Source organism: Corynebacterium sp. HMSC072G08 (genome assembly GCF_001809185.1).
Classification (GTDB): Bacteria; Actinomycetota; Actinomycetes; order Mycobacteriales; family Mycobacteriaceae; genus Corynebacterium; species Corynebacterium phoceense.
Window position 1 is genome coordinate 1 of the sequence record NZ_KV796413.1, and the last position, 26184, is coordinate 26184.

At 62.5% G+C, this 26184-nt stretch carries 23 protein-coding genes, 2 tRNA genes and 1 pseudogene; 18 read left to right on the forward strand and 8 right to left on the reverse strand.

Annotated elements, in window-relative coordinates; all coding sequences use genetic code 11:
* Positions 1–87: 87 nt before the first annotated feature.
* Positions 88–1632 carry a phytoene desaturase family protein gene (gene crtI, locus HMPREF2559_RS04165; protein ID WP_070539643.1) on the reverse strand — a complete coding sequence of 515 codons (1545 nt, stop codon included), beginning with the start codon at positions 1630–1632 and terminating at the stop codon, positions 88–90.
* The gene (locus HMPREF2559_RS04170; protein WP_070539645.1) at positions 1625–2491 is read right to left on the reverse strand and encodes a phytoene/squalene synthase family protein; all 867 of its coding nucleotides are present in this window, start codon (positions 2489–2491) and stop codon (positions 1625–1627) included. Before HMPREF2559_RS04170 ends, crtI begins: the two co-directional genes overlap by 8 nt.
* Before the next feature lie 123 nt (positions 2492–2614).
* On the opposite strand from HMPREF2559_RS04170, the gene HMPREF2559_RS04175 reads away from it, so the two are divergent.
* The 3 genes from HMPREF2559_RS04175 (at position 2615) to HMPREF2559_RS04185 (ending at position 6721) form a co-directional block, all read left to right on the forward strand.
* A complete protein-coding gene (locus tag HMPREF2559_RS04175) occupies positions 2615–3343 on the forward strand; it encodes an ABC transporter ATP-binding protein (protein WP_066513078.1) in 729 nt (242 codons plus the stop codon).
* A 7-nt stretch (positions 3344–3350) separates the two neighbouring features.
* Positions 3351–5936 (forward strand): ABC transporter permease, encoded by a 2586-nt coding sequence (locus tag HMPREF2559_RS04180; protein ID WP_066513077.1) that lies wholly within the window; start codon positions 3351–3353, stop codon positions 5934–5936.
* Between the two features lie 161 nt (positions 5937–6097).
* Positions 6098–6721 carry a DUF4230 domain-containing protein gene (locus HMPREF2559_RS04185; protein ID WP_066491446.1) on the forward strand — a complete coding sequence of 208 codons (624 nt, stop codon included), beginning with the start codon at positions 6098–6100 and terminating at the stop codon, positions 6719–6721.
* Here the strand turns inward: HMPREF2559_RS04185 and HMPREF2559_RS04190 are convergent, their stop codons facing one another.
* Genes HMPREF2559_RS04190 through HMPREF2559_RS04200 form a run of 3 tightly spaced genes read right to left on the reverse strand, consistent with a single transcriptional unit; the run spans position 6722 to position 8842 of the window.
* On the reverse strand, positions 6722–7105 hold the full coding sequence (locus HMPREF2559_RS04190; protein WP_066491449.1) for a fluoride efflux transporter FluC: 384 nt from the start codon (positions 7103–7105) through the stop codon (positions 6722–6724).
* On the reverse strand, positions 7102–7404 hold the full coding sequence (locus HMPREF2559_RS04195) for a fluoride efflux transporter family protein (protein WP_066491451.1): 303 nt from the start codon (positions 7402–7404) through the stop codon (positions 7102–7104). The genes HMPREF2559_RS04190 and HMPREF2559_RS04195 overlap by 4 nt, the downstream gene beginning before the upstream one ends.
* A 13-nt stretch (positions 7405–7417) precedes the next feature.
* Positions 7418–8842: an alanine/glycine:cation symporter family protein gene (locus tag HMPREF2559_RS04200; protein ID WP_066513076.1), complete on the reverse strand. Its 1425-nt coding sequence runs from the start codon at positions 8840–8842 to the stop codon at positions 7418–7420.
* A 153-nt stretch (positions 8843–8995) separates the two neighbouring features.
* Between HMPREF2559_RS04200 and pgm the strand changes: the two genes are divergently transcribed.
* From pgm to HMPREF2559_RS04230, 6 genes are all read left to right on the forward strand, one after another.
* Positions 8996–10615, forward strand: a complete 1620-nt coding sequence (gene pgm, locus HMPREF2559_RS04205) for a phosphoglucomutase (alpha-D-glucose-1,6-bisphosphate-dependent) (RefSeq protein WP_066491454.1) — start codon at positions 8996–8998, stop codon at positions 10613–10615.
* 16 nt (positions 10616–10631) lie between these two features.
* A complete protein-coding gene (locus HMPREF2559_RS04210; RefSeq protein ID WP_082723291.1) occupies positions 10632–11096 on the forward strand; it encodes a DoxX family protein in 465 nt (154 codons plus the stop codon).
* 120 nt (positions 11097–11216) lie between these two features.
* Positions 11217–11984: a DsbA family protein gene (locus tag HMPREF2559_RS04215; protein WP_066491455.1), complete on the forward strand. Its 768-nt coding sequence runs from the start codon at positions 11217–11219 to the stop codon at positions 11982–11984.
* Between the two features lie 114 nt (positions 11985–12098).
* Positions 12099–12171, forward strand: a tRNA-Ala gene (locus HMPREF2559_RS04220).
* A 24-nt stretch (positions 12172–12195) separates the two neighbouring features.
* Positions 12196–12268, forward strand: a tRNA-Ala gene (locus HMPREF2559_RS04225).
* A gap of 54 nt (positions 12269–12322) precedes the next feature.
* Positions 12323–13090, forward strand: coding sequence for a fructosamine kinase family protein (locus HMPREF2559_RS04230; RefSeq protein WP_070539647.1), 768 nt, complete (start codon positions 12323–12325; stop codon positions 13088–13090).
* 24 nt (positions 13091–13114) lie between these two features.
* On the opposite strand, the gene nadE is transcribed toward HMPREF2559_RS04230, so the two are convergent.
* The gene (gene nadE, locus HMPREF2559_RS04235) at positions 13115–13939 is read right to left on the reverse strand and encodes an ammonia-dependent NAD(+) synthetase (RefSeq protein ID WP_066491933.1); all 825 of its coding nucleotides are present in this window, start codon (positions 13937–13939) and stop codon (positions 13115–13117) included.
* A gap of 27 nt (positions 13940–13966) precedes the next feature.
* On the opposite strand from nadE, the gene HMPREF2559_RS04240 reads away from it, so the two are divergent.
* The 5 genes from HMPREF2559_RS04240 to nrdE all read left to right on the forward strand — a co-directional run bounded on the left by HMPREF2559_RS04240 (position 13967) and on the right by nrdE (position 19288).
* Positions 13967–15301: a sugar porter family MFS transporter gene (locus tag HMPREF2559_RS04240; RefSeq protein WP_066491458.1), complete on the forward strand. Its 1335-nt coding sequence runs from the start codon at positions 13967–13969 to the stop codon at positions 15299–15301.
* A 119-nt stretch (positions 15302–15420) separates the two neighbouring features.
* A complete protein-coding gene (gene ykgO / locus HMPREF2559_RS04245; RefSeq protein ID WP_012732041.1) occupies positions 15421–15543 on the forward strand; it encodes a type B 50S ribosomal protein L36 in 123 nt (40 codons plus the stop codon).
* Positions 15544–16224: 681 nt separating this feature from the next.
* Positions 16225–16458, forward strand: coding sequence for a glutaredoxin-like protein NrdH (gene nrdH, locus HMPREF2559_RS04250; RefSeq protein ID WP_066491460.1), 234 nt, complete (start codon positions 16225–16227; stop codon positions 16456–16458).
* 81 nt (positions 16459–16539) lie between these two features.
* A complete protein-coding gene (gene nrdI, locus HMPREF2559_RS04255) occupies positions 16540–16968 on the forward strand; it encodes a class Ib ribonucleoside-diphosphate reductase assembly flavoprotein NrdI (RefSeq protein ID WP_066491463.1) in 429 nt (142 codons plus the stop codon).
* Positions 16969–17125: 157 nt separating this feature from the next.
* Positions 17126–19288 (forward strand): class 1b ribonucleoside-diphosphate reductase subunit alpha, encoded by a 2163-nt coding sequence (nrdE, locus tag HMPREF2559_RS04260; RefSeq protein ID WP_066491466.1) that lies wholly within the window; start codon positions 17126–17128, stop codon positions 19286–19288.
* 132 nt (positions 19289–19420) lie between these two features.
* Here the strand turns inward: nrdE and HMPREF2559_RS04265 are convergent, their stop codons facing one another.
* A complete protein-coding gene (locus HMPREF2559_RS04265) occupies positions 19421–20134 on the reverse strand; it encodes a FadR/GntR family transcriptional regulator (protein ID WP_066491470.1) in 714 nt (237 codons plus the stop codon).
* 288 nt (positions 20135–20422) lie between these two features.
* Here HMPREF2559_RS04265 and nrdF point away from each other — a divergent pair, with 288 nt between their 5' ends.
* The 4 genes from nrdF to HMPREF2559_RS04285 all read left to right on the forward strand — a co-directional run bounded on the left by nrdF (position 20423) and on the right by HMPREF2559_RS04285 (position 25569).
* Positions 20423–21412: a class 1b ribonucleoside-diphosphate reductase subunit beta gene (nrdF, locus tag HMPREF2559_RS04270; RefSeq protein WP_066491475.1), complete on the forward strand. Its 990-nt coding sequence runs from the start codon at positions 20423–20425 to the stop codon at positions 21410–21412.
* 427 nt (positions 21413–21839) lie between these two features.
* The gene (gene ctaD, locus HMPREF2559_RS04275) at positions 21840–23591 is read left to right on the forward strand and encodes an aa3-type cytochrome oxidase subunit I (RefSeq protein WP_066491481.1); all 1752 of its coding nucleotides are present in this window, start codon (positions 21840–21842) and stop codon (positions 23589–23591) included.
* A gap of 86 nt (positions 23592–23677) precedes the next feature.
* A complete protein-coding gene (gene serB / locus HMPREF2559_RS04280) occupies positions 23678–24850 on the forward strand; it encodes a phosphoserine phosphatase SerB (RefSeq protein WP_066511742.1) in 1173 nt (390 codons plus the stop codon).
* Complete coding sequence (locus tag HMPREF2559_RS04285) at positions 24847–25569, forward strand: peptidyl-tRNA hydrolase (RefSeq protein WP_070539649.1); 723 nt, start codon at positions 24847–24849, stop codon at positions 25567–25569. Before serB ends, HMPREF2559_RS04285 begins: the two co-directional genes overlap by 4 nt.
* Before the next feature lie 134 nt (positions 25570–25703).
* On the opposite strand, the pseudogene HMPREF2559_RS12340 reads toward HMPREF2559_RS04285, so the two are convergent.
* Positions 25704–26184: pseudogene (locus HMPREF2559_RS12340) on the reverse strand (transposase); the annotation flags it as partial.

The following is a 26184-nucleotide window of genomic DNA, read 5'->3' on the forward strand; positions in this document are numbered from 1 at the left end:
CGACTCATTCACACTTCAACGCACGTAGCGGGCGTGACCATTAGGCGGCGCAGACATACTGCTGCCGTGGGGTGTCTCGCAGCGTGTCTATCGACGGAAGAACTCAGGGGAGAGCGGGGTCGCGGTGGTGTCGCCGTGCATGCGCTTGAGGACGTTCTCGGCGGAGATGAGGCACATCGGCACGCCCACGCCGGGGACGGTGGTCGCACCGGCGTAATAGAGATTCTCGAGCTTCGAGGACACGTTTTTCCCGCGGAAGAAGGCGGACTGGGGCAGGGTGTGGGCGGGGCCTATGGCGCCGCCGTGCCACGCGTTGTAGCGTTCCGTGAAGTCGGCGGGGCCGAGCGTGTGGCGGGAGACGACGCGGTCCGCGAGGTCAGGGATTTGCGCCCAGCTCGCTATCTGTTCGATGGCGGCGTCCGCAATGGCGTCGACGCGGGTGCTGGCCTGGGGGAGGTAGGCATCGCCGTGGCCGAGGGTGGCATCGGCAGGCACGGGCACGAGAACGAAGAGGTTCTCGTGTCCGGCGGGAGCGACGGTGTCGTCCGAGGCGGAGGGCTTGGAGACGTAAATGGAGTGGGACGCGTCGAGGGGACGCGTGGGTTCCGGACCGTGGTAGACCGCGCGGAAGTCGGGGTCCCAGTCCTCGCTGAACAGCAGCGTGTGATGTGCGAGTTCAGGTAAAGAACCGCGCACGCCGAGGAGGATGAGCACGGTGCCGAGTCCGGGGTCGCGGCGCGCAAAGTACGAGGAAGTGTAGGTACGCAATGCGGGTGGCAGGAGCGCGGTCTCGGTGTGGTGGAGGTCCGCGGCGGAGACGACGGCATCGGCGGCAATGTGGCGGCCGGCGAGCATTACGCCGGTGGCGCGGCGGCCCGAGTGCGTAATCTCGGTGACGGGCTCGCCAAGGAGAAACTTGGCGCCCGAGGCGGCGTCCGCGATGGCTTGCACGAGGCCGTTGAAGCCACCCACCGGGTACTTGGGTCCTTGGACCAAGTCGGTGTGGCTCATGAGCGCGTAGAGCGCCGGCGCGGCGGCAGGCTCGGAGGAGAGGAAGACAGCGGGGTAGGTGAGAATTTGGAGTAAGCGCGGGTCGTGGAAAGAACCCGCGGCGTGGCGCGCGAGGGACTGGGAGAGCAGGCGCGCGAGGACTCCAAGTCGCGAAAGGACGTCGGGGACGAGCAGCGTGCGCGGGTCAGAAAACGTCGTGTAGAGGAAGTGAGCCAGCGCAATATCGTAGATTTCAGAAGCCTGGGCGAGGTAGGCACGAATGCGGTCGCCGGCACCGGGCTCGATGGACTCGAAGAGGCCTGCGACATGGTCTATGCCGGGGTGGACGTCGAGGGCTTCGGAGGAAGAGAGGACGCGGTAGGCGGGATGGATGTCGCGCAGCTGCGGGCGGGGCGCGCCACAGAGGTCGAAGAAGTGGTCATAGGCCTCGGGCATGAGGTACCACGACGGGCCGGTGTCCCAGCGGAAGCCGTCTGTCTCAAAGGAACCGGCGCGGCCGCCCACGGTCTCGTTCTGGTCGATGACGGTGACGCGCTTGCCGTCGCGTACGAGAAGGGCAGCGGTGGCAAGGCCGGCTACACCGGCGCCAATAACGATGACGTGGTCAGCGTGGTCAGACACGAAGGCTCCTTAAAGAACGAACGAGGAGGGCTGCCTTGCGCGGGGCGGAGACGCGCACCCGGGTCGTGGCGATGGCGTCTGCGGGCGTGTCGGCGAGCTTGTCGGTGAGCTGGGAAAAGAAGTCGGTCGCGGCAGTAACGCCCAGGCGTGCGGAGGCGGGAAGCTCCGGGATGACGGCGCGGGCGGCAGTAAGGTCCGCACGGATATCGGCGATGATGTCGTCTTTCGCAGCGTCGTTGAGGGGGCGGTCCGCAAGCATGGGGAAATAGGTGCGGCCGAGGGTGGTCGTGTCTGCGGCGAGATCGCGCAGGAAGTTGACCTTCTGGAAAGCGGCACCGAGACGGCGGGCGCCGTCCTCGAGGGCCGGGCGGCGGCTGGGGGCGGCGGGGTGGTCGGCGAGGAAGCAGTCGAGGCAGAGAAGACCGATGACCTCGGCGGAGCCATAGATGTAGGAGTCAAAGTCCGCGGGGGTGTAGCTGGTCTGCGTGAGATCGCGGCGCATGGAGGCGAAGAAGGCGCGGATATGCGCGGGGTCGAAGTCGCAGTGGCGGGCGGTGGCGGCGTAGGCGTGGAGGACGGGGTCCGTGTGGAAGCGCTGGCTGGGGGCGGCGAGGACGGCGGCCTCGTAGGCGTCGAGGGCGGCGGCGAGCTCGGTGGGAGAAAGGCCGGCTTGGGAGCCGGCGGCATCGACAAGCTCATCGGCAATGCGGACCACGGCGTAGAGATTGCGGATATCGGTGCGCACGCGGCCACGCAGGAGGTGCGCGGCGAGGGAGAAACTCGTGGAGTAGGAGGCGATGACCTGCGCGGAGGCGCGTGCGGCGGCCGCGTCATAGGCGGCGAGCGGTGAGCGAGGCACGGGCCGTAGTTCTCCTTAAAAGCACACGAATTTAGGGTGGATCTTATTGTAGCGGCGAGGCCTGCGGTGGGAATCAGTAGAGTAGTACGAGCACTAGAACCTAAAACTAGAGGAGTATCCCGCATGACCGAAGCAGCAGCCCGTGCTGTGGAGCTTTTCAAGCAGTACGGCGACGGTGAGACTGCCGTGACGGCGCTTAACCACGTCAACGTCGAGTTTGCGCGCAACCAGTTCACCGCGATCATGGGGCCGTCTGGCTCCGGTAAGTCGACGCTCATGCACACCATGGCGGGCTTGGACGCAGCGACGAGCGGCTCGGCGTTTATTGGTGAGACGGATATGTCCCACTTGAACGACAAGCAGATTACGGCGCTGCGCCGCGACCGTCTGGGCTTTATCTTTCAGTCTTTCAACCTCGTGCCCACGCTCACGGCGGCGGAGAACATCACGCTGCCCACGGATATCGCGGGCAAGGACATCGACAAGGCCTGGTTTGATGAGGTGACCACGCGCCTGGGTTTGGCGGAGCGCCTCACGCACCGCCCGGCGGAGCTCTCCGGTGGACAGCAGCAGCGCGTCGCGTGTGCGCGTGCTCTCGTCTCGCGTCCGGAGATCATCTTTGGCGATGAGCCGACGGGCAACCTGGACTCGAACTCCTCGGCGGAGGTGCTCTCCATCCTGCGCCACGCGGTGGACGAGGATAACCAGACCGTCGTCATCGTTACGCACGACGCGAAGGCGGCGAGCTACGCGGATCGCGTCATCTTCTTGGCGGACGGCCGGTTGGTCAACGAAATCCAGAATCCGACCATGGAAGCCATCCACGCCGTGATGGCGGAAATCGAGGGTTAGATTCTCTATGGCTAGAAAAAACACCATGCGCACGGTCTCGTTGCGCAACATCCTGGCGCATAAGCTGCGCCTGGCTCTCACCCTGCTCGCGGTCGTGCTCGGCACGGCGTTTATCGCGGGTTCGTTCATGTTCACCAATACGCTCTCGGATACGTTCGATGAGGCGGTGTCGTCGACGTACGACGATGTGGACGCGGCGGTCAACGGCGAGGGCTTCGACGGGAAGACGATCGAGACGCTGGAGAAGGATTCGCACATAGAGCGCGTCAATCTCAAGTCGAATCAGACGGTCGTCGTAGCGAACTCGGATGCCGTCGCCTTCCAGACGGGCGGTGGGACGTCCTCGCTCGTGCCGTATTACCCGGCCGAAAAGGTCGTGGGCCAGGCATACGAGGTGACCGAGGGCGCCGAGCCGCAGGGCAAGGGCGAGGCCGTTGTCACTAGCGATGCCGCAGAGAAGTATGGCATTGCGGTCGGCGACGAGCTGCTCGTCGTGCACCCGGATCACCGCGACGAAGTGAAGGTCGCGGGTCTCGTCACGCCGGAAGGCAAGGGAGGCGCCACGGGTTCGTCGCTCACGCTCATGATGGCCGCGGACGCGTTCACGGAGGTCTACGGCAACGCGTCGACGCTCGCCGTGGCCGCAGCCGAGGGCACGACGGCGGACCAGCTTGTCGAGCACATTAACGTCGAATATGGCGAGGGCGGCCCACAGGACCTGGGTATGAGTGCAGAGTCAGGTGCGAAGCTCGCGGAAGAAGCCACGGAGACGATGGCTTCTGCCCTGAAGTTCATCAACTACTTTCTCATCGCGTTCGGTCTCATCGCGTTGCTCGTGGGTACGTTTATCATCGCGAATACGTTCTCGATGATCGTCGCACAGCGCACGAAGGAGTTCGCGCTGCTGCGCGCGCTGGGCGCCTCGCGCGGTCAGGTCACGCGCTCTGTCATCTTTGAATCCGTCATCGTGGGCCTTATCGGCTCCGCGGTGGGTGTCGTCGCGGGCATGGGGCTCGTGGCGATTATCAAGGCCGTGATGAATGCGCAGGGCATGGTGATGGGCTCCTCGCTGGGTCTGTCCGCGAGCGCGATTATCGTGCCTATCATCCTGGGCACCATCGTCACGGTCGTCTCTGCGTGGGCGCCGGCGCAGCGTGCGGGCGCGGTGCAGCCGGTGGAGGCCATGCGTTCCTCCGAGGCGTCCACGAGCCAGCCGCTCACCGTGCGCACCTGGATCGGCGTGCCGCTCATCCTCATCGGCGTCGCGCTGGCCGCGTGGGGCATGGCATCGGATGCTGGAACGGGCGTGCGTGCGAGCCTCATCGGCGGCGCCGCGCTCGCGATCATCGTGGGCTTCTTCCTTGCTTCGCCGGCGATCTCGCTGTTTATCGTCCCGCCGCTGGGCCGCGTTGTGGGCGCGCCGTGTGGCGCTGTGGGCCGTCTTGCGGCGACGAACTCGAAGCGTAACCCGCGTCGCACGGCGGCCACGGCGTTCGCGCTCATGCTCGGCGTCGCGCTCGTCACGGCGATTGGCATGCTCGGCGCGACGATGAAGTCCTCGGTCTCGGACACAGTTGAAAATAACATTACGGCGGACTACCTGCTCTCCGGGCCGCAGTCTGGAAACTTCCCCACGCCGACGGAGACAGGCCAGCGTGCTGCCGATACCCCCGGTGTCGAGGAGGTCATTTCGCTCTCCGTCGCACCGGTCACCGTTGATGGCCAGGCCTCGCTTAACTACGGCCCGCAGTACACGCAGTCGATGATGCTCGACGGCAAGCCCGCGGACATGATCAAATTTGAGATGGCCGAGGGCACGGCGGACTTCGAGGGCGATGGCTTCATCGCGTCCACGGACTTCGCGCAGAAGAACGGTTGGAAGGTCGGCGAGTCGTACCCGCTCGCGGAGGCAGACCCGGCGGCTGCAGTGGCGGGCAAGCCGGCCAAGGAAATCGGACAGGTCGAGCTCAAGGGCACCTTCGATAAGAGCCAGATCGTGCAGAATATGGTCGTCGTCTCCGAGGCGGTGCCGGCAGAGGCTCGCACCGTCAACGTCGTGGGCGTGCGCGGCGAGGATCAGTCGCCGGAAGCCCTGGAGACGTTACGCAGCGACCTTGAGGAGTCTGTCAAGGACCTGGTCGTCGTGCAGGTCATGTCCGGTGAGGATTACGCGGGCCAGGCGGCGACGATGATCGACCAGATGCTCTCCATCCTGTACGGACTGTTGGCGCTTGCGGTCATCATCGCCATCCTGGGCATCGTCAACACGCTCACGCTGGGAGTTATCGAGCGCCGCCAAGAGATTGGCATGCTGCGCGCTGTGGGATCGCAGCGCGGCCAGATTCGCACGATGATCATCCTCGAAGCTGTCCAGATCGCGTTCTACGGTGCGCTGAGCGGTGTGGTCATCGGCCTGGGCCTCGGCTGGGCCTTCCTCAAGGTGCTCGCCAGCCAGGGGCTTGACGCGATGACCATTCCGTGGGGCATGATTGCGCTCATGCTCGTGGGCTCCGGCCTTGTGGGCGTTCTCGCCGCGCTGTGGCCGGCGGCCCGTGCGGCGAAGACGCCGCCGCTCGACGCCATCGCAGAATAGAGCAGCATAGAAGGCCCGCAGAAGCAGCGCCGCAGGAAACGTTCCGGGTAGCAACCGCGCCGAGGGTTTTTTCAACCTCATACAGCGGTGTAAAATGAAGCGCCCTGTCCCCAGTCGAGGGGTAGGGCGCTTTCTCTATTCCCTGAAACGAAGGCTTTCTTATGTCAACGTATTCTCCGGTGCGCCGTCGCGCCTGGGCCGCCGTCATCATCCTTGCCCTCGCCGTGGCAGGACTCGTGGCGTTTATCGTCATGGACCGCGCAGGGCGCGCCCAGGTGACGGGCGAGACGCTCAAGTCCTCCTTTGAAGAGGTCGCGGAGTTCGCGGTCGAGGATTACAGCTACAGCTCGATTGGCACGTACGACGGAGAGAAGATGCACGTCCTCGGCGTCGATGTGCCGTGGACGGAAAAGTCTTTCATCGTGACGTACCGCGGCGAGGTGAAGGCGGGCATCAAGGACATGGAGGCAGTGGAATTCGACCTCGATGAGGACAAGCAGACCGTGACGGTCACGGCGCCGAAGGTGGAGGTACTCTCTTCGACTATTGATCAGAGCAGCGTCGAGCAGTACGACCAGTCCATCAATCCGTTCAACCAGGTGCAGGTGCGCGACGTCTCCGAGTTCATGAAGGGCCGCGAAGACGACGGACAGAAAGAGGCCGTTAAGGCTGGCCTGCTCGACCGTGCGGAGAAGCGTGCCGAGGATCTGCTCGTCTCGCAGGTCAAGGCCACGCTGGGCGCGGCCGGCGCGGGTGACTACGAAGTCACCGTCGACTGGAAGTAATTACCAGCCTTGCACAATGCGCGTGGCCCAGATGGTGCCGCGCCAGGCGGTCACGAGTCCCACGGCGAGCGTGAAGAACGCGTAGGTGAGGAGCTTCCGGTACTGCTTGGATGCGAGCATGTCGCCGAGCTCACGTGCGAGCGTCGACCAGGTTGAGAGGCCTCCGGCGAAGCCGACGGCGAGGAAGGCATAGGCGGGGGAGGAGGCGGCATCGGCAAGCCAGGCGTGCTCGCGGAAGAAGCCGACGGTGAGCCCCAAGGCGAGGGCACCGAGCATATTGGCCACGAAGGTGCACACGGGGGAGGGGAGCACGCGGGTAAGGCCGTAGCGGCCCGCGCCGCCGAGGAAGCCGCCGGCGGCGACGGCGAGGATGCTGACAATCATGCGCGCGCCCTGCTTCCCAGCAGATAGGCGCCCACGCAGCCCACGAGCGTGGCCGTGACATACGCGGCGGCACGTGCCGGGCTCATCTCGCCGGTGAGGAACGCGAACGTCGCAAATGACGTGAATCCGCCCAGCACGCCCGTGCCCCAAAACGGTGCAGGCTTGAAGTAGCCCATGAGCGCCGAGCCCACGATGTTGATGGCGAGGAGGATGGCGGCGCCGGGGAGGAGGGCGGACAAGAGAAAACGGGCCACGGCGCCGAGGGCGGCGCCGGACCCGACGAGTGCTGCTTCACGCATGCAGCGGAGTCTACTACTTCCAGTCCATGTGCTGGGAGCGAACGAACTCCTGGACCTCCTCGACCGGTTTGGAGAGCTTCGGGTCGAACTTGAGGTAGGCGCGCGTCTCGCGAGCAACGAGACCCGAGAGGATGAGCAAGCCCACGAGGTTCGGCAGCGCCATGAGGCCGTTGGCCAAGTCGGAGAAGGACCAGACGACGTCAATCTCCGTGACGGCGCCGAAGAAGACGACGACGGTAAAGAACATGCGGTAGGGGATAGTCACGACACGGCCAAAGAGCGACTCGAGGGAGCGCTCGCCGTAGTAGGACCAACCCAGGATGGTGGAGAACGCGAAGAAGATGATCGAGATGGAGACGATCGTGCCACCCCACGTGCCCGGCAGTGCCGCGGCGAAGGCGTCAGCCGTCATGGTGCCCGCATGCTCGCGGCCCTGGTCCCACACGCCGGAGACGACGATGACGAGGCCGGTGATGGTGACGACGATGATGGTGTCGATGAAGGTCTGCGTCATGGAGACCAGGCCTTGGCGCGCCGGGTGCGGCGTCTTTGCGGCCGCCGCGGCGATGGCGGCAGAACCCATACCGGACTCGTTGGAGAAGATACCGCGGGCGACACCGAACTGGATGACCTGGATGATGGCAGCGCCGGTAAAGCCGCCCACGGCGGAGGTTCCGGTGAAGGCGTCAGTGAAGATGAGACCCAACGCGGCCGGGATCTGAGCTGCGTCAATGATGAGCACGGTGATGCCGCCCAGGATGTAGAGCAGGATCATCAGTGGAACGAAGGCGGAGGTGATCTTGCCGATGGCCTGGATGCCGCCGAGTAACACCGCGCCCAGAGCGACGAACATGAACACGCCCGTCGCGGTGGGGGAGATGCCGAAGGCGGACTCCATGTTGGTGGCCACGGCGTTGGCCTGGGTGAGGTTGCCAATGCCGAAGGAGGCGAAGACCGCGAAGATGGCGAAGAGGAAAGCCAGCACCTTGCCCAGCGTGCCGGGGATACCACGCTTCAAGTACCACTGCGGGCCACCGGCCTGCTCGCCCTTGGCGTCCGTGGTACGGAAACGCACGCCGAGGTACGCCTCCGTGTACTTGGAAGCCATGCCGACTAAGCCCGTGACCCAGATCCAGAACAGGGCGCCAGGGCCACCGATGGAGATGGCCGTGGCCACACCCACGATGTTGCCCACACCCACGGTCGCGGCGAGCGCCGTGGTGAGAGCCTGGTAGTTAGAAATGTCGCCTTCGGTCGAGTCTGAGTCGGAACTTCCGTCGATGAAGGCATGGCGCATCGCGCGGCCCAGGGTGCGGAACTGAATGCCGCCCAGTCGAATGGTGAGCCACAGGCCCGTACCCAGCAATAGTGGGATAAGGACGAAGGGGCCCCAGACGACGCCGCCGATGGTGTCGAAGAGAGTGTGCAGCGAATCCATGGCAAAGAAACTACCGGTGGACAGGTAGTCGCGTTGTCGTTTGGCGGCCTGACCCTTAAACGGGGGTAGATTTTACCTGCAATGTCCAGCGCGACGGGGGAAGATGGAGGAGACAACTTATTTCGTCTTTCCCATTACAAGGAGTCCTCACTCATGGCCCACGAGCGTGCCGGGCAGCCGGCTCAGCCTTCTGATCTTATTGACATCGCGTCTGTCGTCACCGCCTACTACTCGCTGCACCCCGATGTGACGGTCGCCGGCCAGGAAGTCGTGTTTGGCACCTCTGGCCACCGCGGCTCCTCGCTCGACCATGCCTTCAACGAGGACCACATCCTGGCGATTACCCAGGCCATCGTCGACTACCGCACGCAGGAGCGCGTTACTGGACCGCTGTTTATCGGCCGTGACACGCACGCGCTCTCCGAGCCGGCCATGGTCTCCGCGCTTGAGGTGCTGCTTGCCAACGGCGTCGAGGTCATGGTGGATTCCGCCGGCCGCTACACGCCTACCCCGGCCGTGAGCCACGCCATCCTTACCCATCCGGGCTCCGACGGTATTGTCATCACCCCGTCCCACAACCCGCCGCGCGATGGCGGATTCAAGTACAACCCGACCAACGGTGGCCCTGCCGGCGCCGAGGCTACCGATTGGATTGCGGGCCGCGCGAACGACTACCTGCGCGCCGAGCTCGAGGGCGTGCAGCGCACCTCGGTGTCCGGCGTCCTCGATGAGCGCGCTCACGCACATGACTTCCGTGCCGAGTACGTCGCCGATCTCAAGAATGTGGTCGACATGGAGGCCATTAAGAAGGCCGGCGTGCACATCGGCGCGGACCCCATGGGCGGTGCCTCCGTAGATTACTGGCAGGCCATCGCGGATGAGTACGGGATTAACCTCGAGGTCGTCAACCCCGAGGTGGACGGCACCTTCCGCTTCATGACGCTCGACACGGACGGCAAGATCCGCATGGACTGCTCCTCGCCCAACGCCATGGCCTCGCTCGTGGCGAACCGCGACAAGTACGACATTGCGACGGGTAATGACGCAGACTCGGACCGCCACGGCATCGTCACCCCGGACGCGGGACTGATGAACCCCAACCACTACCTCGCTGTCGCCATCGACTACCTGCTCCAGCACCGCCCGGGCTGGGACGAAAACGTCGGAATCGGCAAGACGCTCGTCTCCTCCTCCATGATCGACCGCGTGGTCGAATCCCACGGCCGCCGCCTCGTTGAGGTCCCCGTGGGCTTCAAGTGGTTCGTGGACGGCCTTATCTCTGGCGAGATTGGCTTTGGTGGCGAGGAGTCCGCTGGCGCGTCCTTCCTTCGCTTCGATGGTTCCGTGTGGTCCACGGATAAGGACGGCCTCATCCTCGACCTGCTGGCCGCTGAAATCATCGCTGTGACCGGAAAGACGCCCTCCCAGCGCTACGCTGAATTGGCCGCCGAGTTTGGTGCGCCCGCCTACGCGCGTACCGATGCCCCCGCGAACCGCGAGCAGAAGGCCGTGCTCAAGTCCCTGAGCCCCGAGCAGGTCACGGCGAGCGAACTCGCCGGCGAGCCGATTACCGCCAAGCTCACGGAGGCCCCTGGCAACGGTGCCGCCATCGGTGGGCTCAAGGTTGTGACGGAGAACGCATGGTTTGCTGCGCGCCCGTCTGGTACTGAAGATAAGTACAAGATCTACGCGGAGTCCTTCCTTGGGGACAATCACCTCGCGCGGGTTCAAGAGGAGGCACAAGCTGTGGTTTCCCAAGTTTTAGGAGTTTAGGCGTAAAGTGAGCAGGGTGAAATCTAAGTTAAATAAGACGCTGGTGTTAGACATCATCAGCTTCGTGGCCCGCTTTTATATGGCGTTCGTGTGGATCACGGCTGGACTCCATAAGATCAACGCGTACATGGACACGAGCCAGTCGATCACCGCCTACAAGATTTTCACCCCGGAGTTTTCGGGATATCTTGCGACCATCATCGGCCCTCTGGAGATTGCCGGCGGCGTTCTGTTGCTGCTGGGCATCTTCCTCAAGCAGTCGTCGAAGGTCGCAACCGTCGTGCTCATCCTCTTCATCATTGGCATGGGGCAGGCGTGGGCGCGCGGTCTCAATATCGAGTGCGGATGCTTCGGCGTGCAGCCCAGCTCCACTCCCACGGCGGCGCACTTCGCGACCTCCATTGCCCGTGACTTCATCTTTATATTCCTCACGGTGTGGACGATCTACCGCCCGTTTAAGAAGTGGGCTATCCACGCATAATCTCTCATCTGGCCACGTGCTGTGCGTTACACAACCTGCACAAACGTGGCCATTCATAGTACCCTGACAGGCGTTTGCAACGACCTCGTCGTCATCAGACCCAACTAAAAAGGAAAATTCGTGAGTACCAAAGTCACTGACCCGAACGCCAAGGGCTCCTCGGGCTTTATCTGGGCCATCGTTGCCCTGCTCGTTATCGTTGCCGCCGTCATCGGCTACATCGTGTGGAACGGCCAGGGCGCCAAGACGGCCGGCCTGGCCGAGCGCGAGCAGCAGGGCGTGAACATGACCGTCGAGTACGCCGACGGCGCCATCACCCTGTCCTCGGAGAAGGCCACAAAGGACACCCCGACGGTCGAGCTCTACGAGGACTTCGCGTGCCCGCACTGCGCTGATCTGGCTGTCGCCACTGATGGCGACATGAAGACCGCCATCGAGGATGGCTCCCTCAACGTGGCTATCCGTCCGCTCAACTTCCTCGACGTCTCAGGCTCCCTCGACGAGGCCACCCTCGCCGGTGCTACCGGCCACTCCACCAAGGGCGTCGCCGCGACCATCGAGCTCGCCAAGTCCGGCAACGCTGCCGCCTACTGGAACCTGCGTAACACGCTCATGGTCGACCAGCAGGTCGTGTACAACAAGTGGGAGATGAAGGACTTCGCCGACGCCGCCAAGCAGTTCGGCGCGGATGATGCCACTGTTGACGCCATCAAGGACGCCGACCTCAAGGCTGACGGTGGCGACATCGCCGCGGCCAACGCCATGAAGCTGAAGGAGGAGACCGGTCAGGTCTCGTCCCCGCGCATCATCCACGACGGCAAGGACCTCATTGGCGACAACGAGGACATCACCACCTGGGTCGAAAAGGCCAAGGATCTCAAGGCTTAAGACCGCGCAGGCGGTGCCCGCGTGCAGGCGATTTGGAAGCCTGCGGGCACCGCGTGTACATTAATGCGAGTTGCAACTAGTGGAGATTTCTCCGGTAGTTCGCACCTCGTATGAGGGGCTATGGCGCAGCTGGTAGCGCACCACACTGGCAGTGTGGGGGTCACGGGTTCGAATCCCGTTAGCTCCACTTATATAATTTCATACCACCCAAGGGGCTATGGCGCAGCTGGTAGCGCACCACACTGGCAGTGTGGGGGTCACGGGTTCGAATCCCGTTAGCTCCACGTCACATGAAAGCCGCCACGCACTCGCGTGGCGGCTTTTGTACTCTTAAAGGTATGAGCAACCGCGACGACGTCTTTATCAAGCGCGCCCAGGTGCCCGCCCAGGCTGGCTATGAGGCCGCGGGATTGGCCTGGCTTGCCGATGCCGTCCCGGGCTCCGTCGTGCCCGTCCTCAGCGTCGGCGGGACGGAGCTCACTATCGAAAGGCTCGCCGTGGCGCGGGCCACTCCGCGCGCGGCGCACGAGTTCGGTGCGGCACTCCGGCGCCTCCACCAAGCCGGTGCGCCCGCCTTCGGCGCCCCTCCCGCGGGCTGGGCCGGACGTACGTACATTGGCAGCATCGAGCAGCCTTGTGAGCCGACGGATAACTGGGGTGAGTTTTACGCGGAGCAACGCGTGCGCCCCTTCGCCCGCGCCGCCGCACGGGTGGGAAACCTCGCCGCGCCGGCCCTCGCCCTCGTGGAGCGCGCCTGCGACGCCATCGCTGCCCGTGACTGGGACGTCGCCCCCGCGCGCCTCCACGGCGACTTGTGGTCCGGCAACCTCATCTTCACCCCGGCTCCGGGCGGGGGAGTGCGCGGCGTCATGATTGACCCCGCCGCGCACGGTGGCCACCCCTACACCGACTTGGGCATGCTCGCGCTGTTCGATGCCCCCTTGCTCGACGAGATCTTTGGCGGCTATGGCGCACCGGAGGATATCTGGGAGCAGCTCCCGCTCCACCAGCTCCACCCGCTCGCAGTGCACGCGCAGACACATGGACCCGCCTACGCCCAGCCACTGACGCGCGCGGCGCATGCGACGCTCGAGCTTTTGCGCTAGCGCCGCCCGCGGCGGAGCGTCCGACTAGTTAGTGACCGGACCGCCCGGCATGCGGCGCTTGTGCGCGCCGCGGCGCCACAGCTCCTCGATGCGCTCCTGCGCAGCGGGGGAGACCTCCTTGCCTTCCAGGAAATCATCGATATCGGTATAGGTCACGCCGAGCGCCTGCTCGTCCGGCAGCTGCGGCTTGTCCTCCTCGAGGTCGGCTGTGGGGATCTTCTCCCACGTGGAGTCCGGCGCGCCGAGGGCCTGGAGGAGCGCTGCACCCTGGCGCTTGTTGAGTCCCTCGAGCGGTAGCAGATCCGCTGCGCCGTCGCCCCACTTGGTGAAGAATCCGGTGACATTTTCTGCGGCGTGATCCGTTCCGAGCACGAGCGCGCCCACCTCGCCGGCGAGCGCGTACTGCGCCGTCATACGGAGACGAGCCTTCACGTTGCCACGGTTGAAGTCGCCAAGGCCGACCTTGCCTAGCTGTTGCGCGACTGCGTCATCAAGCGCCGCCGTTGCGTCCTTGATATTGACCGTGAGGGAGTGATCCGGCTCAATAAATCGCAACGCCACCTGCGCGTCCTCCTCGTCTGCCTGTACGCCGTGGGGCAGGCGCACGGCGTAGAACTCCGCGCCGTCGACGCGGTCGCACGCCAGCTGGGCGAGCTTGCCGGCGAGAGTGGAATCCTGGCCGCCGGAAATGCCAAGGACAAAGCCCTTCGCGCCGGTCGTGCGCAGGTAGTCCACGAGGTAGGTGACGCGGGTCTCAATCTCTCGGTCTGGATCGATAAAGGGCTTAACACCCAGCGCTTTTATGATGGTGGACTGGAGATTTCCGGTGGTAGTAGACATGCAGCCCATCGTAGTGGGCTGGAACAATAGCTGCTCGTGAATGAACGCACTTACATTCGCCTTGTCGCGGGCATAGCCGCGCTCGGCGGAGTACTCTTCGGCTATGACACAGGCGTCATGTCTGGGGCCCTCCTTTTTATTGCGCCGGAGTTTGGCATGACTGCCCACGGGGAGGGGCTGGTGACCTCCACGCTGCTTATCGGCGCGGCCCTGGGCGCGCTCGTGGCCGGCCGCGTCGCAGACCTCCTCGGCCGTCGCATCACCCTCATCCTCGGCGGCATAGTCTTCGTCCTGGGCTCGGTGTGGTGTGCCCTGTCGGAATCCATAACGGGGCTTGCCTGCGCCCGCGCCTTCCTCGGCGTCGCCGTCGGCACCGTGTCCATCGTGTCGCCCATGTATATCGCGGAGATGGTCCCCGCTCGCGTGCGCGGACGCATGGTCTCGCTCAATACTCTCATGATCGTGGTGGGACAGCTTGCCGCCTATCTCGTGAACTCCGCCCTGGCTAGCGGCGGCAACTGGCGTCTCATGCTGGGGCTTGCTGCCGTTCCTGGCACCCTGCTCGCCGTGGGCATGGCCTTCCTGCCGGAGACTCCCACGTGGCTCACGCAGCACGGCCACAGCCGCACCGCCGCACGCGTGGCGTGCCGAACCAATATGCCTGTTCCTGACATGGATACGGATGACGCCGCCCCGTCTGTCGGCACGCAGCTACGCGAGCTCCTCAGCAGTCGCTGGATGCGCGTCTCGGTAGGTCTGGCCATGCTCATGGGGCTGACTCAACAGATCACCGGGGTTAACGCCATCGTGTACTTCGCCCCGACGATGATGAACCACGTGGGCATCTCGACACAGAACTCTGTCTACACCTCCATGCTCATCGGTGCCGTCTCCGTCGTTGCGTGCTGGGCCGGACTCCACGTCGTCGACCGGATTGGCCGCCGGCGCCTTCTTCTCATTGGCCTCGCGGGTAACGCCGTGTCCCTCTTTATCCTCGCCGTGGTCTATTCCTTTGCGGAGGACTCCACGACCATGGCCGGGGTCTCGCTCATCTTCATGGCGGTCTTCATCGCCTCGCAGCAGGCCGCCGTCTCACCCACGACCTGGCTGCTTATCTCTGAGCTCGTGCCGCTGCGCGTGCGCGGGCTGGGCATGGGTATCGCGGGGCTGACCCTCTGGGCCGCGAACTGGGTCGTGGCACAGTTCTTTCTGCCGCTGGTCGAGTGGCTCACCGGTCCCATAGCCTTCGCAATCCTCGGTGTGCTGGGCATCGTGGCCATGGGTTATACGCGTGCGCTCGTACCGGAAACGATGGGCCGCAGTCTTGAAGAGGTGGGCCGCACCCTGCGGCGTCGCTACTCCGAAGACTAAGCGTTTTGGTGTATGGGTAGGGCGTGGGGTAACATTTCACCTCGTGTCATGACGCGTATGTGTCATGCTATATTATTCACCCGCTGTTTATTTATAGCGCATAACGAAAGGAGCGCCCGATGAAGGTCCGCAAGTCGCTTCGGTCGCTGAAGAACAAGCCGGGCGCTCAGGTTGTGCGCCGTCACGGCAAGGTCTTCGTGATCAACAAGAAGGATCCGCGCTTCAAGGCTCGCCAGGGCTAAGAACTGCACATCTTTCACTGCGCCCCGCGCCACGGTTTTGTGGCCGCGGGGCGCAGTGCGTTTTGTCTTAGCCTTGGGGTGGCTGGGGAAATGGACGAAAGTCGAATCGACGGAGTGTGAGGGTCACGCTAGGGTCGGCTGGGTTGTGGCTCCGGGGCGTAGTCATCCCCGTGGGAGTGCGGGCTGTCGTGCGGGCCGTTCTGGCCGCGAGGGGCCTGGCAGTGTGCGCCTAACGCGAAGGCAGGGGAGAAGGGGCGATGGCACGAGTTCGGCGGCGTTGAGCGACGCCACAGGCTATCGGGGAACGTCCGGCAGGGGGATGGCGGTTGCACAAAAAATGTGACGTTGCTCACGCGCCCTGTGAATTTCCCAGGGGCGGGTTGTGGATAAGTCTGGGGAATTCCATGTGTGTAACTTCGTGGGTGTGAAGCGGCTACCAACATGTAGGGCTGGGGGCAGTGCCCAGCTGGGAATTCCACCCCTGTAACTACTATATCTAGTATCGGTTGCGGCATATGGCCACAAAGTATAGTGTCATTCATGTTGAAGCGGTCGAGCTAAGGCGCTCGCTTGTGGCGGTCAGCAGTCCTCCGGGGAAGGAGGGAATGGGCCCGCTGCGACGCAATCGCACACGCCTTCAACGACCGAGAAACTCAGCTTTATCTTAAGGGAATCGCCGCTATGTCTATCACCGTTTACACCAAGCCCGCTTGCGTCCAGTGCAACGCTACGAAGAAGGCTCTCGACCGCGCAGGTCTTGAGTACAACATCATCGATGTCTCCATGGATGACGAGGCTCGTGACTACATCATGGCTCTCGGCTACGTCGCCGCACCGGTCGTCGAGGTCGACGGTGAGCACTGGTCTGGCTTCCGTCCGGACCGCATCAAGTCCCTGGCGAAGGCTGCTGCCTAGTTCTGGCTAGCTCCGGCAGCGTGGTCTCCACGTGAGCCGCGCGGCACCGTTTCATACCGCACAAACAAAGAAGGTCGCACCATGTTGGTCGTGTACTACTCCTCCGCCACGGAAAATACGCGCCGCTTCGTAGACAAACTTGGTCTGCCCAGCGCCCGCATTCCCCTCCGCAAGTCGGAAGAGCCGCTCATCGTTGATGAGCCGTATGTGCTGGTGTGTCCCACCTATGGTGGCGGCGCGAGCATCTCGCACCAGAACTCGCGTCCTGTGCCGCCACAGGTCATTCGTTTCCTTAATGACGAACACAACCGTTCGCTTATCCGCGCGGTGATTGCCGGCGGAAACTCGAACTTCGGTGCAGACTTTGGCAAGGCGGGCGATGTTATCGCTGCCAAGTGCAAGGTTCCCTATGTCTATCGCTTCGAGCTCCTGGGTACGGACGAGGATGTTCGTCTGTGCCGCGAGGGTCTCCTGGGAGCGGCCCAGGATCTGGGCCTCGAGGCGGCGTAAAACTTCATATTTCCATCCCTCGGCCAGGCGCCGTCTGCGCCTGCCGGGGGTTTATCAGTTCAGTGCTGTGACCACGTGCCCTGCGGCCGTGGCCAAGCAAAACTAAAGTGGGCGTACGCAGTCGTTATACCCCACGAATTTTAGGAAGGGCTCATACGTGTCGAATCTTGTAGGAAAGACCGTTCCGGAACCGGTCACCCAGGAGCAGCAACTCGATTACCACGCGCTCAACGCGCTTCTTAACCTCTATGACGAGAACGGTCGCATCCAGTTCGACAAGGACCGTGAGGCGGCAAACCAGTACTTCCTTCAGCACGTCAACCAGAACACGGTCTACTTCCACGATCTGGAAGAGAAGATCGACTACCTCATCACGAACAACTACTACGACAAGGCCGTCATCGACGCCTATGACTTCGCCTTCATCAAGTCGCTGTTCAAGCGTGCGTACTCGTACAAGTTCCGCTTCCAGTCCTTCCTCGGTGCGTTCAAGTACTACACGTCCTACACGCTGAAGACCTTCGATGGCCGCCGTTACCTCGAGCGCTTCGAGGATCGTGTGTCCATGACGGCGCTCTTCCTCGCTGATGGTGATACGGCTCTCGCTGAGAACCTCGTGGATGAAATCATGACCGGCCGCTTCCAGCCGGCCACCCCGACCTTCCTCAATGCAGGTAAGGCGCAGCGCGGCGAGCTCGTGTCCTGCTTCCTCCTGCGTATTGAGGACAACATGGAATCCATCGGTCGCTCCATCAACTCCGCTCTGCAGCTGTCCAAGCGCGGCGGCGGCGTGGCTCTGCTCCTGTCGAATATCCGCGAGTCCGGCGCGCCCATCAAGCATATCGAGAACCAGTCCTCCGGTGTCATCCCGGTCATGAAGCTGCTCGAGGATTCCTTCTCCTACGCCAACCAGCTCGGTGCTCGCCAGGGCGCCGGCGCGGTGTACCTCAACGCCCACCACCCGGACATCCTGAGCTTCCTCGACACCAAGCGCGAGAACGCGGACGAGAAGATCCGTATTAAGACCCTCTCGCTCGGCGTCGTCATCCCGGATATCACGTTCGAGCTGGCCCGCAAGAACGACGATATGTACCTGTTTAGCCCGTACGACGTGGAGCGCGTCTACGGCAAGGCCTTCGGCGATATCTCCATTACCGAGCACTACGCCGAGATGGTCGAGGATCCGCGCATCCACAAGAAGAAGATCAACGCGCGCCACTTCTTCCAGACCATCGCGGAGATCCAGTTTGAGTCCGGCTACCCGTACATCATGTTCGAGGACACCGTGAACCGTGCGACCCCGGTAAAGACCGGCTGGATCAATATGTCAAACCTCTGCTCCGAGATCATGCAGATCAACGAGCCCTCCGAGTTCAATGACGATCTCTCTTACGAGAAGTTGGGCTCCGATATCTCGTGCAACCTGGGCTCGCTCAATATCGCGATGACCATGGATTCCCCGGACTTCGCCAAGACCGTGGAGACTGCCGTGCGCGGACTGACCTCCGTTTCGGATAGCACGGCAATTAACTCTGTGCCGTCCATCCGCAAGGGCAACGATGACGCGCACGCCATTGGCTTGGGCCAGATGAACCTGCACGGCTACCTGGGCCGCGAGCACATCTACTACGGCTCGGAGGAAGGCTTGGACTTCACCAACGCCTACTTCGCGGCGGTGCTTTACGCCGCGCTGCGCGCCTCCAACGCCATTGCGAAGGAACGCGGCGTGCGCTTCGCCGACTTCGAGAAGTCCGAGTACGCCTCTGGCGCGTACTTCGACAACTTTGATCCGGAGGGGTTCAAGCCGCGCACTCCGCGCGTCCAGGAGCTTTTCGATGCTTCCTCGATCCACACCCCGACCGCGGACGAGTGGGCGCAGCTTAAGGCAGACGTCATGGAGCACGGCCTCTACAACCGCTACCTCCAGGCTGTCCCGCCGACGGGTTCGATTTCCTACATCAACAACTCGACCTCGTCCATCCACCCGATTGCCTCCAAGATCGAGATCCGTAAGGAAGGCAAGATCGGCCGTGTCTATTACCCGGCTCCGCACATGGATAACGACAACCTTGAGTACTTCCAGGATGCTTACGAGGTGGGCTACGAGAAGATCATCGACACCTACGCTGAGGCCACGAAATACGTGGACCAGTCGCTGTCTCTCACGCTCTTCTTCAAGGACACCGTGACCACCCGCGACATCAACAAGGCGCAGATTTACGCATGGCGCAAGGGCATTAAGTCCCTGTACTACATCCGCCTGCGTCAGATGGCACTCGAGGGCACCGAGGTTGAAGGCTGCGTGTCCTGCATGCTCTAAGCAGCACGCGATATGAGGAATGCCCCGTCGCTCCGTTCATACTGAATGGAGCGACGGGGCATTCGCCGGTGAGGGGGCGCTGTGCCGAGGGTAGGGGGCATCGGCAAGCGCGAACCTGCCTGGAGCCTGTGGCTAGATGCTGGTGGAGCTGGTCTCATCCAGAATCTCGCGGGCGAGACGCTCGGCCTGAGCGGCCTCGCCATCGCGGATGGCCTCTGCCAGCTCGATGTGGAGATCCACGGTGCCGGACATGGGGTCACGCTTGCGGGAACCGTAGACGGACTTGCCCTTGAGCATGGCCAGCAGAGACGGCGCCAAGGCCGCGAACATCTCATTGCCGGAGGCGTAGAGGATGGACGCGTGGAAGCGGAGATCGATAGCCAGCTCCTCGCCGACACGGTGGCTGGGGGAGACCTCCAGCTCGTGCAGGCGCAGTGCCAGATCGAGGATCTCTCCACGCTGCTCCTCGCTGGCCGTGCTGGCGGCAAGACGCGCGGCGATGGGCTCGATGGCCAGACGCACCTGGTTGAGGGAGTGCAGCTGCGGGCCGCGGGACTTCTCGCCGGCTAAGCGCCAGTTGATGACTTGCTGGTCGAAAACGTTCCATTCGGTCATGGGGAGGACGGTAAGTCCCACTCGGCGTGAGGACATGACCAAGCCCATTTGCTCGAGGGCGCGCATGGCCTCGCGCGCGACGGTGCGTGAAATGCCGAAACGCACGGAAATGTCCTGAAGTGTGAAGCGTTGATCGGTCTTGATCACGCCGGTGACGATTTCTGCACCGATCTCATCGAGAACGTGCGACAAGAGGGGGACTGCCGCCTCTGCGTGGGTTGAAGTCGTCATTGTGTGCTCCTTTGGGAAAGATAGGGGAATAATATGATTTTTGGAAACTAGACCTTGGCTTTCCATCATCAAGATAAATCGTAAGTCATATCAAGGCTAGACTTTAAGCGAAATTCCATGTAGCAAATTTGAAATATGACCTGTACACAACGTTATGTACGGTATCGATCAAGGAATAAAAGATCTTAACTGATCCCAGTGACCTGCGGTTGTGCTGGAGGGGGCGCGGACGGGTAGACTTGCACGAGTTACACACATCCTTTTCCGACAGAGCAAGGGGAGTCTGCAGTGACGCAGGATTACGAGGCGTACGTCAATAGCCATGAGAAGCCCATCAAGGCGATCAACTGGAACACCGTTCCGGATGAAAAGGACGCGGAAGTCTGGGACCGCCTGACCGGCAACTTCTGGCTGCCAGAAAAGATTCCGGTGTCCAATGACATCCCGTCCTGGAAGACACTCAATGACAAGGAAAAGGAAACCACCATGCGTGTGTTTACCGGCCTGACCTTGCTTGACACCATCCAGGGCACCGTGGGCGCTATCTCGCTGTTGCCGGATTCCCAGACGCTTCACGAGGAGGCCGTCTATACCAATATCGCGTTCATGGAGTCCGTCCACGCGAAGTCGTACTCCAATATCTTTATGACGCTGGCCAGTACGCCGGAGATCAACGACGCATTCCGTTGGTCTGAGGAGAACGAAAACCTGCAGAAGAAGGCGAAGATTGTCCTGTCGTACTACGAGGGCGAGGATCCGCTGAAGAAGAAGGTCGCCTCGACGCTGCTCGAGTCCTTCCTTTTCTACTCCGGCTTCTACCTGCCCATGTACTTCTCCTCGCGCGCGAAGCTGACCAATACGGCGGATATCATCCGCCTCATCATTCGCGACGAGGCCGTGCACGGCTACTACATCGGCTACAAGTATCAGCAGGGCGTGAAGAAGCTCGGCGAGGCCGAGCAGGAAGAGCTCAAGGCCTACACCTTCGACCTTCTCTACGATCTCTACGACAACGAGATCGACTACACCGAGGATCTTTACGACGACCTGGGCTGGACTGAGGACGTCAAGCGCTTCCTGCGTTACAACGCGAACAAGGCGCTCAACAACCTGGGCTATGAGGGCCTCTTCCCGGCGGATGAGACGCGCGTATCGCCGGCCATCCTCTCCTCGCTGTCGCCGAACGCGGACGAGAACCATGACTTCTTCTCGGGCTCTGGTTCGTCCTACGTCATCGGCAAGGCCGAGGACACCACGGATGACGACTGGGACTTCTAATCTCAGGGCTAGCGCGCCGCGGGGGAGCGCGCAGCAGGCCTATATATAAGGAAAGCGTCGGTGTGGTGCCGGCGCTTTCGTCGTGTCTTGGGCCGTAGTCCAATGGGGAGGGGCGCTGAGACCTCAGGGGCGATCAACCGATCGGTTGATACCTACCGGGGGTACAGTTCGTAGCTTTTTCCCAGGCACGTCCCAGTGTTTCTGTGGGGTACACCACTTAAAAACCTTGGGCGAATATGGAACTATTTCGACGGACGGCGCACGTCCTGCAGGAATGTGAGTCACATGTGTCACATGTGCAGGTGAGCGGAATGTTCAACATTGGGAAGGGCTGGAAAAACGCCCGCCGGCTCGCCTATTATTAACGCCTGTAAACCAACGGCGCGCGCGACTGCAGTCCCACGCGTCTTACATTCAGGAGGATTTTATGACCGCTGTGGCGCCAAGGCTGGAAAATTATGTCCAGCCCACCCGCCCGGAGCCTCAAGGAAACGGCAAGAACGGTTCCAAGGCTTGGGTGTTTTTGACCACCACCGACCACAAGCAGCTCGGCATCATGTATTTGATCATGGCCTTCAGCTTCTTCTTCCTCGGTGGCCTCATGGCACTGCTCATCCGCGCCGAGCTGTTCAGCCCGGGTCTGCAGTTCCTCTCTAACGAGCAGTTCAACCAGCTGTTCACCATGCACGGCACCGTCATGCTGCTGCTGTTCGCTACCCCGGTTGTCTGGGGCTTCGGTAACTACGTCCTGCCGCTGCAGATTGGCGCACCGGACGTGGCTTTCCCGCGTTTGAACTCTTTCGGCTTCTGGATCACCTTCCTCGGCGGCATCGTCATGCTCCTCGGCTTCGCTACCCCGGGTGGCGCTGCTGACTTCGGCTGGACGATGTACATGCCGCTGGCAGACTCCGTCCACACCCCCGGCATTGGCGCTGACATGTGGATCGTTGGCGTCGGTGCTACCGGTGTCGGTACCATTGCTTCCGCTATCAACATGGTCACCACCATTTTGACCATGCGCGCACCGGGCATGACCATGTTCCGTATGCCGGTCTTCACCTGGGCCATCTTCACGGCGTCTGTTATCGCCCTGATGATCTTCCCGCTGCTGACCGCCGCCGCCCTGGGCGTCCTCTACGACCGCAAGCTTGGCGGTCACATCTACGACTCCGCTAACGGCGGCGCCATCCTTTGGCAGCACCTCTTCTGGTTCTTCGGCCATCCGGAGGTCTACGTCCTGGCCCTTCCGTTCTTCGGCGTTATCTCCGAGATCGTCCCGGTCTTCTCCCGTAAGCCGGTCTTCGGCTACATCGGCCTTGTCTTCGCCGTCCTGGCGATTGGCTCCCTGTCCATGGCTGTGTGGGCACACCACATGTTCGTCACGGGCGCCATCCTGCTGCCGTTCTTCTCCTTCATGACGTTCCTTATCGCGGTCCCGACCGGCGTGAAGTTCTTCAACTGGGTCGGCACCATGTGGAAGGGTCACATCACCTGGGAGACCCCGATGATCTGGGCCATGGGCTTCCTGGCAACGTTCCTCTTCGGTGGTATGACCGGCGTTATGCTGGCTTCCCCGGCACTGGACTTCCACCTCGCTGAGTCTTACTTCCTCATCGCGCACTTCCACTACACGCTGTTCGGTACCGTCGTGTTCTCCGCCTTCGGTGGTTTGTACTTCTGGTTCCCGAAGATGACCGGCCGTATGCTGGACGAGCGCCTGGGCAAGATTCACTTCTGGCTGACCTTCATCGGCTTCCACGGCACCTTCCTGGTTCAGCACTGGGTCGGCAACATGGGTATGCCGCGTCGTTACGCCGACTACCTCGAGTCTGACGGCTTCACGGTCTACAACCAGATCTCCACCGTCTTCTCCTTCGTCCTCGGTGCTTCTGTTATCCCGTGTGTCTGGAACGTCTTCAAGTCCTGGCGCTACGGCGAGATCGTCACCGTCGACGACCCGTGGGGCTACGGCAACTCCCTCGAGTGGGCGACCTCTTGCCCGCCGCCGCGCCACAACTTCGTCTCCCTGCCGCGCATCCGTTCGGAGCGCCCGGCCTTCGAGCTGCACTACCCGCACATGGTTAAGCGCATGCGCGTCGAGGCACACGCTGGCCATAAGCCGGACCCGCGCGAGGGCGCTGCACGCACGAACCCGTCCGGTAAGGGCATCACCGTTTAATTCGGTACTCTCCTGAAGCTCTCGCCGCCGCCTGTTACGGGCGGCGGCTTTTGCCGTTTTTCCTATAGAGGCTCATAATCTTATTCATGACTAATGCTGTGATTACCACCACGGGCCCGGATAAGCCTGGCGTCTCCGCCGCCTTCTTCCGCGTTCTCGGCTCCTACAACGTGGAGCTCGTGGACGTCGAGCAGGCCCTGTTCTCGGGCCGCATTTCATTGTCTGCCTATGTCGACCTGAACCCCAACCGCCTCGAGGATATTGAGCAGGGGCTGCGCAATACCTTGAGCATTTACCAGCAGCAAATTTCTGCGGAGCTTTCCGATGCCCTGCCGCGCTCGCGTTCCACTCACGCCGTGGTCGTCATGGGGCGCCCCCTCACGGCATCCCACCTGTCTTCTGTTGCGCAGGAACTGGCCAACTTCAATGTCAACATCGATCGTATTCGCGGCCTGTCGCAGGAGCCCGTCACCGCTCTCGACCTGTCTGTGACGGTGCCGGGCGAGGAGGAGTCACTGCGCAAAGCGCTGGCGGCACTCTCGGCACAGCTGGGTATCGACATCGCGGTGGAGTCCGCTGGCCTGTCCCGTCGTTCGCGTCGTCTCATCTGCTTTGACTGCGACTCCACGTTGATCACAGGTGAGGTCATCGAAATGCTCGCGGCCCACGCCGGTAAAGAGGCCGAGGTTGCCGCGGTCACGGAGCGCGCCATGCGCGGCGAGCTTGATTTTGAGCATTCCCTGCGTGAGCGCGTCGCGACGCTAGCGGGTCTGCCGGCAAGTGTCATTGACGAGACTGCCGCGTCGCTCACGCTTACCCCGGGCGTGCGCACGACGATTCGCACGCTGAAGAACCTGGGCTACCGCGTGGCGGTGGTCTCGGGCGGCTTCATCCAGGTGCTGGAGGGGCTGGCCAAGGAGCTCGATCTCGACTACGTGCGTGCTAACACCCTGGAGATCGAGGATGGCAAGCTCACGGGTCGCGTCATTGGCAAGGTGGTCGACCGCCAGGCGAAGGAAGACTTTTTGCGCGAGTTCGCTGCGGATGCGGGCATTTCCATGTCGCGCACCATTGCGGTGGGCGATGGCGCAAACGATATCGACATGATTACCGCCGCCGGACTGGGTATCGCGTTTAACGCTAAGCCGGCCTTGCGCGAGGTGGCCGACGCACAGGTCAACCACCCGTACATGGACGAAATCCTGCAGATCCTCGGCATCCCGTCTGATGACGTCGTGCGGGCTGAGGACGCCGAATGAGCCTCGCCGTAGCGCATGCGCGTCTCGCCGCGGCCTGCAACGACCGGTCCTGGCGCGATGACCCGGAGGATCCGGACCGTCCGGAGACTATCCAGGCCATGCAGATTGTGCTCAACCTGCCCAAGCAGGACACGCCCACACGCACGGAGGTCCTCGAGGCCGCTGCACGTGCCGTCGTCGCTGCGTGCCTTGACCCGCGCGCCGGCGACGACACCGCTTATGCCGAGGCCTTCGCGGCGTGGTACGGCCATCGCATTCGCAAGGTGGCCCGCCGCGCCCGCAACAAGGCATGGCGCGACGTGCAGAACCTGCCCGGCGTCACAGTCGATGACCGTGCTCGCGCGTTTGCGCCCTCGGCGGTGGTAGACGTGGACCCGCTCATCTCCAAGCTGCAGATCGGCCACACCGAGCTCGAGCACGATGTGCCCGGGCCCGCAACGCCGGGCGAGCCCGTCATCTACATCGACGAGGGGCTTGCGATGACCGCCGGCAAAGCCGCCGCCCAGGTCGGCCACGGTTCTATGCTGCTCGCCGCGGCACAGCCTTATGCCTGGGTCGCGGACTGGGCCGAGAGTGGTTTCCCGCTGTCCGTACGCGAGCTGCCCACGGCCGAGTTCCAGGCTGCCTGCGCACGCCCCGGTGCTGTGGTTGTTCGCGACGCGGGCTACACCGAGGTTGCGCCGGACTCGGCGACGGTGGTCGCGCTTCCTGCGGCCTAGGTTCGCCGTGTTATGTCCATGAGGTTTTTGGACTGGGAGTCCAGCTACTTTTTGGACTCGGAGTCTAGGGACTTTGTGGACGCGGAGTCTCCCCGCTTTTTGGACGGGGAGTCCACGGAGTTTTTGTACTGGTGCTAGCTTGGCTTCTTCCGGCGGCTTGGCCGTGGCCCAGAGAGGTTGGGCTTTAGCTCTGGGGGTTGTCGGTGCCACATGCCGACAACGTGGTTTATGTTGATTTGACCGCCGGGTGGACGCTGATTCAGTTGGATCGGTAGCGGAAATGAAAATAGTTTCTCACCGTCGTGATCAGTAAAAAATTCCGCATAGTCATCGGTTACGCTGCTGTAGATGGCTCGATTTTTAAAGCGCAGCCCGACGTAGAGGCCGTGTCCCATGACGCGGACCACCCCGCTTTTGTTGATCCACAGCTTGTCCGGGATAGGCCAGAGTGCATTTACACCGGTAGAGCTTGGCATTACGGTTGAGGAATCGGCATGGGGTGTATCTTGCTGGATCGCCTTTGTGTCGTTACCTGGTGCCTTGTCTGAAGCTGCAACTTCAGGCAGGGCATTGTCTGTCGCGACTGGGGTTGCCCGCAAATCGTGGACACGTAGT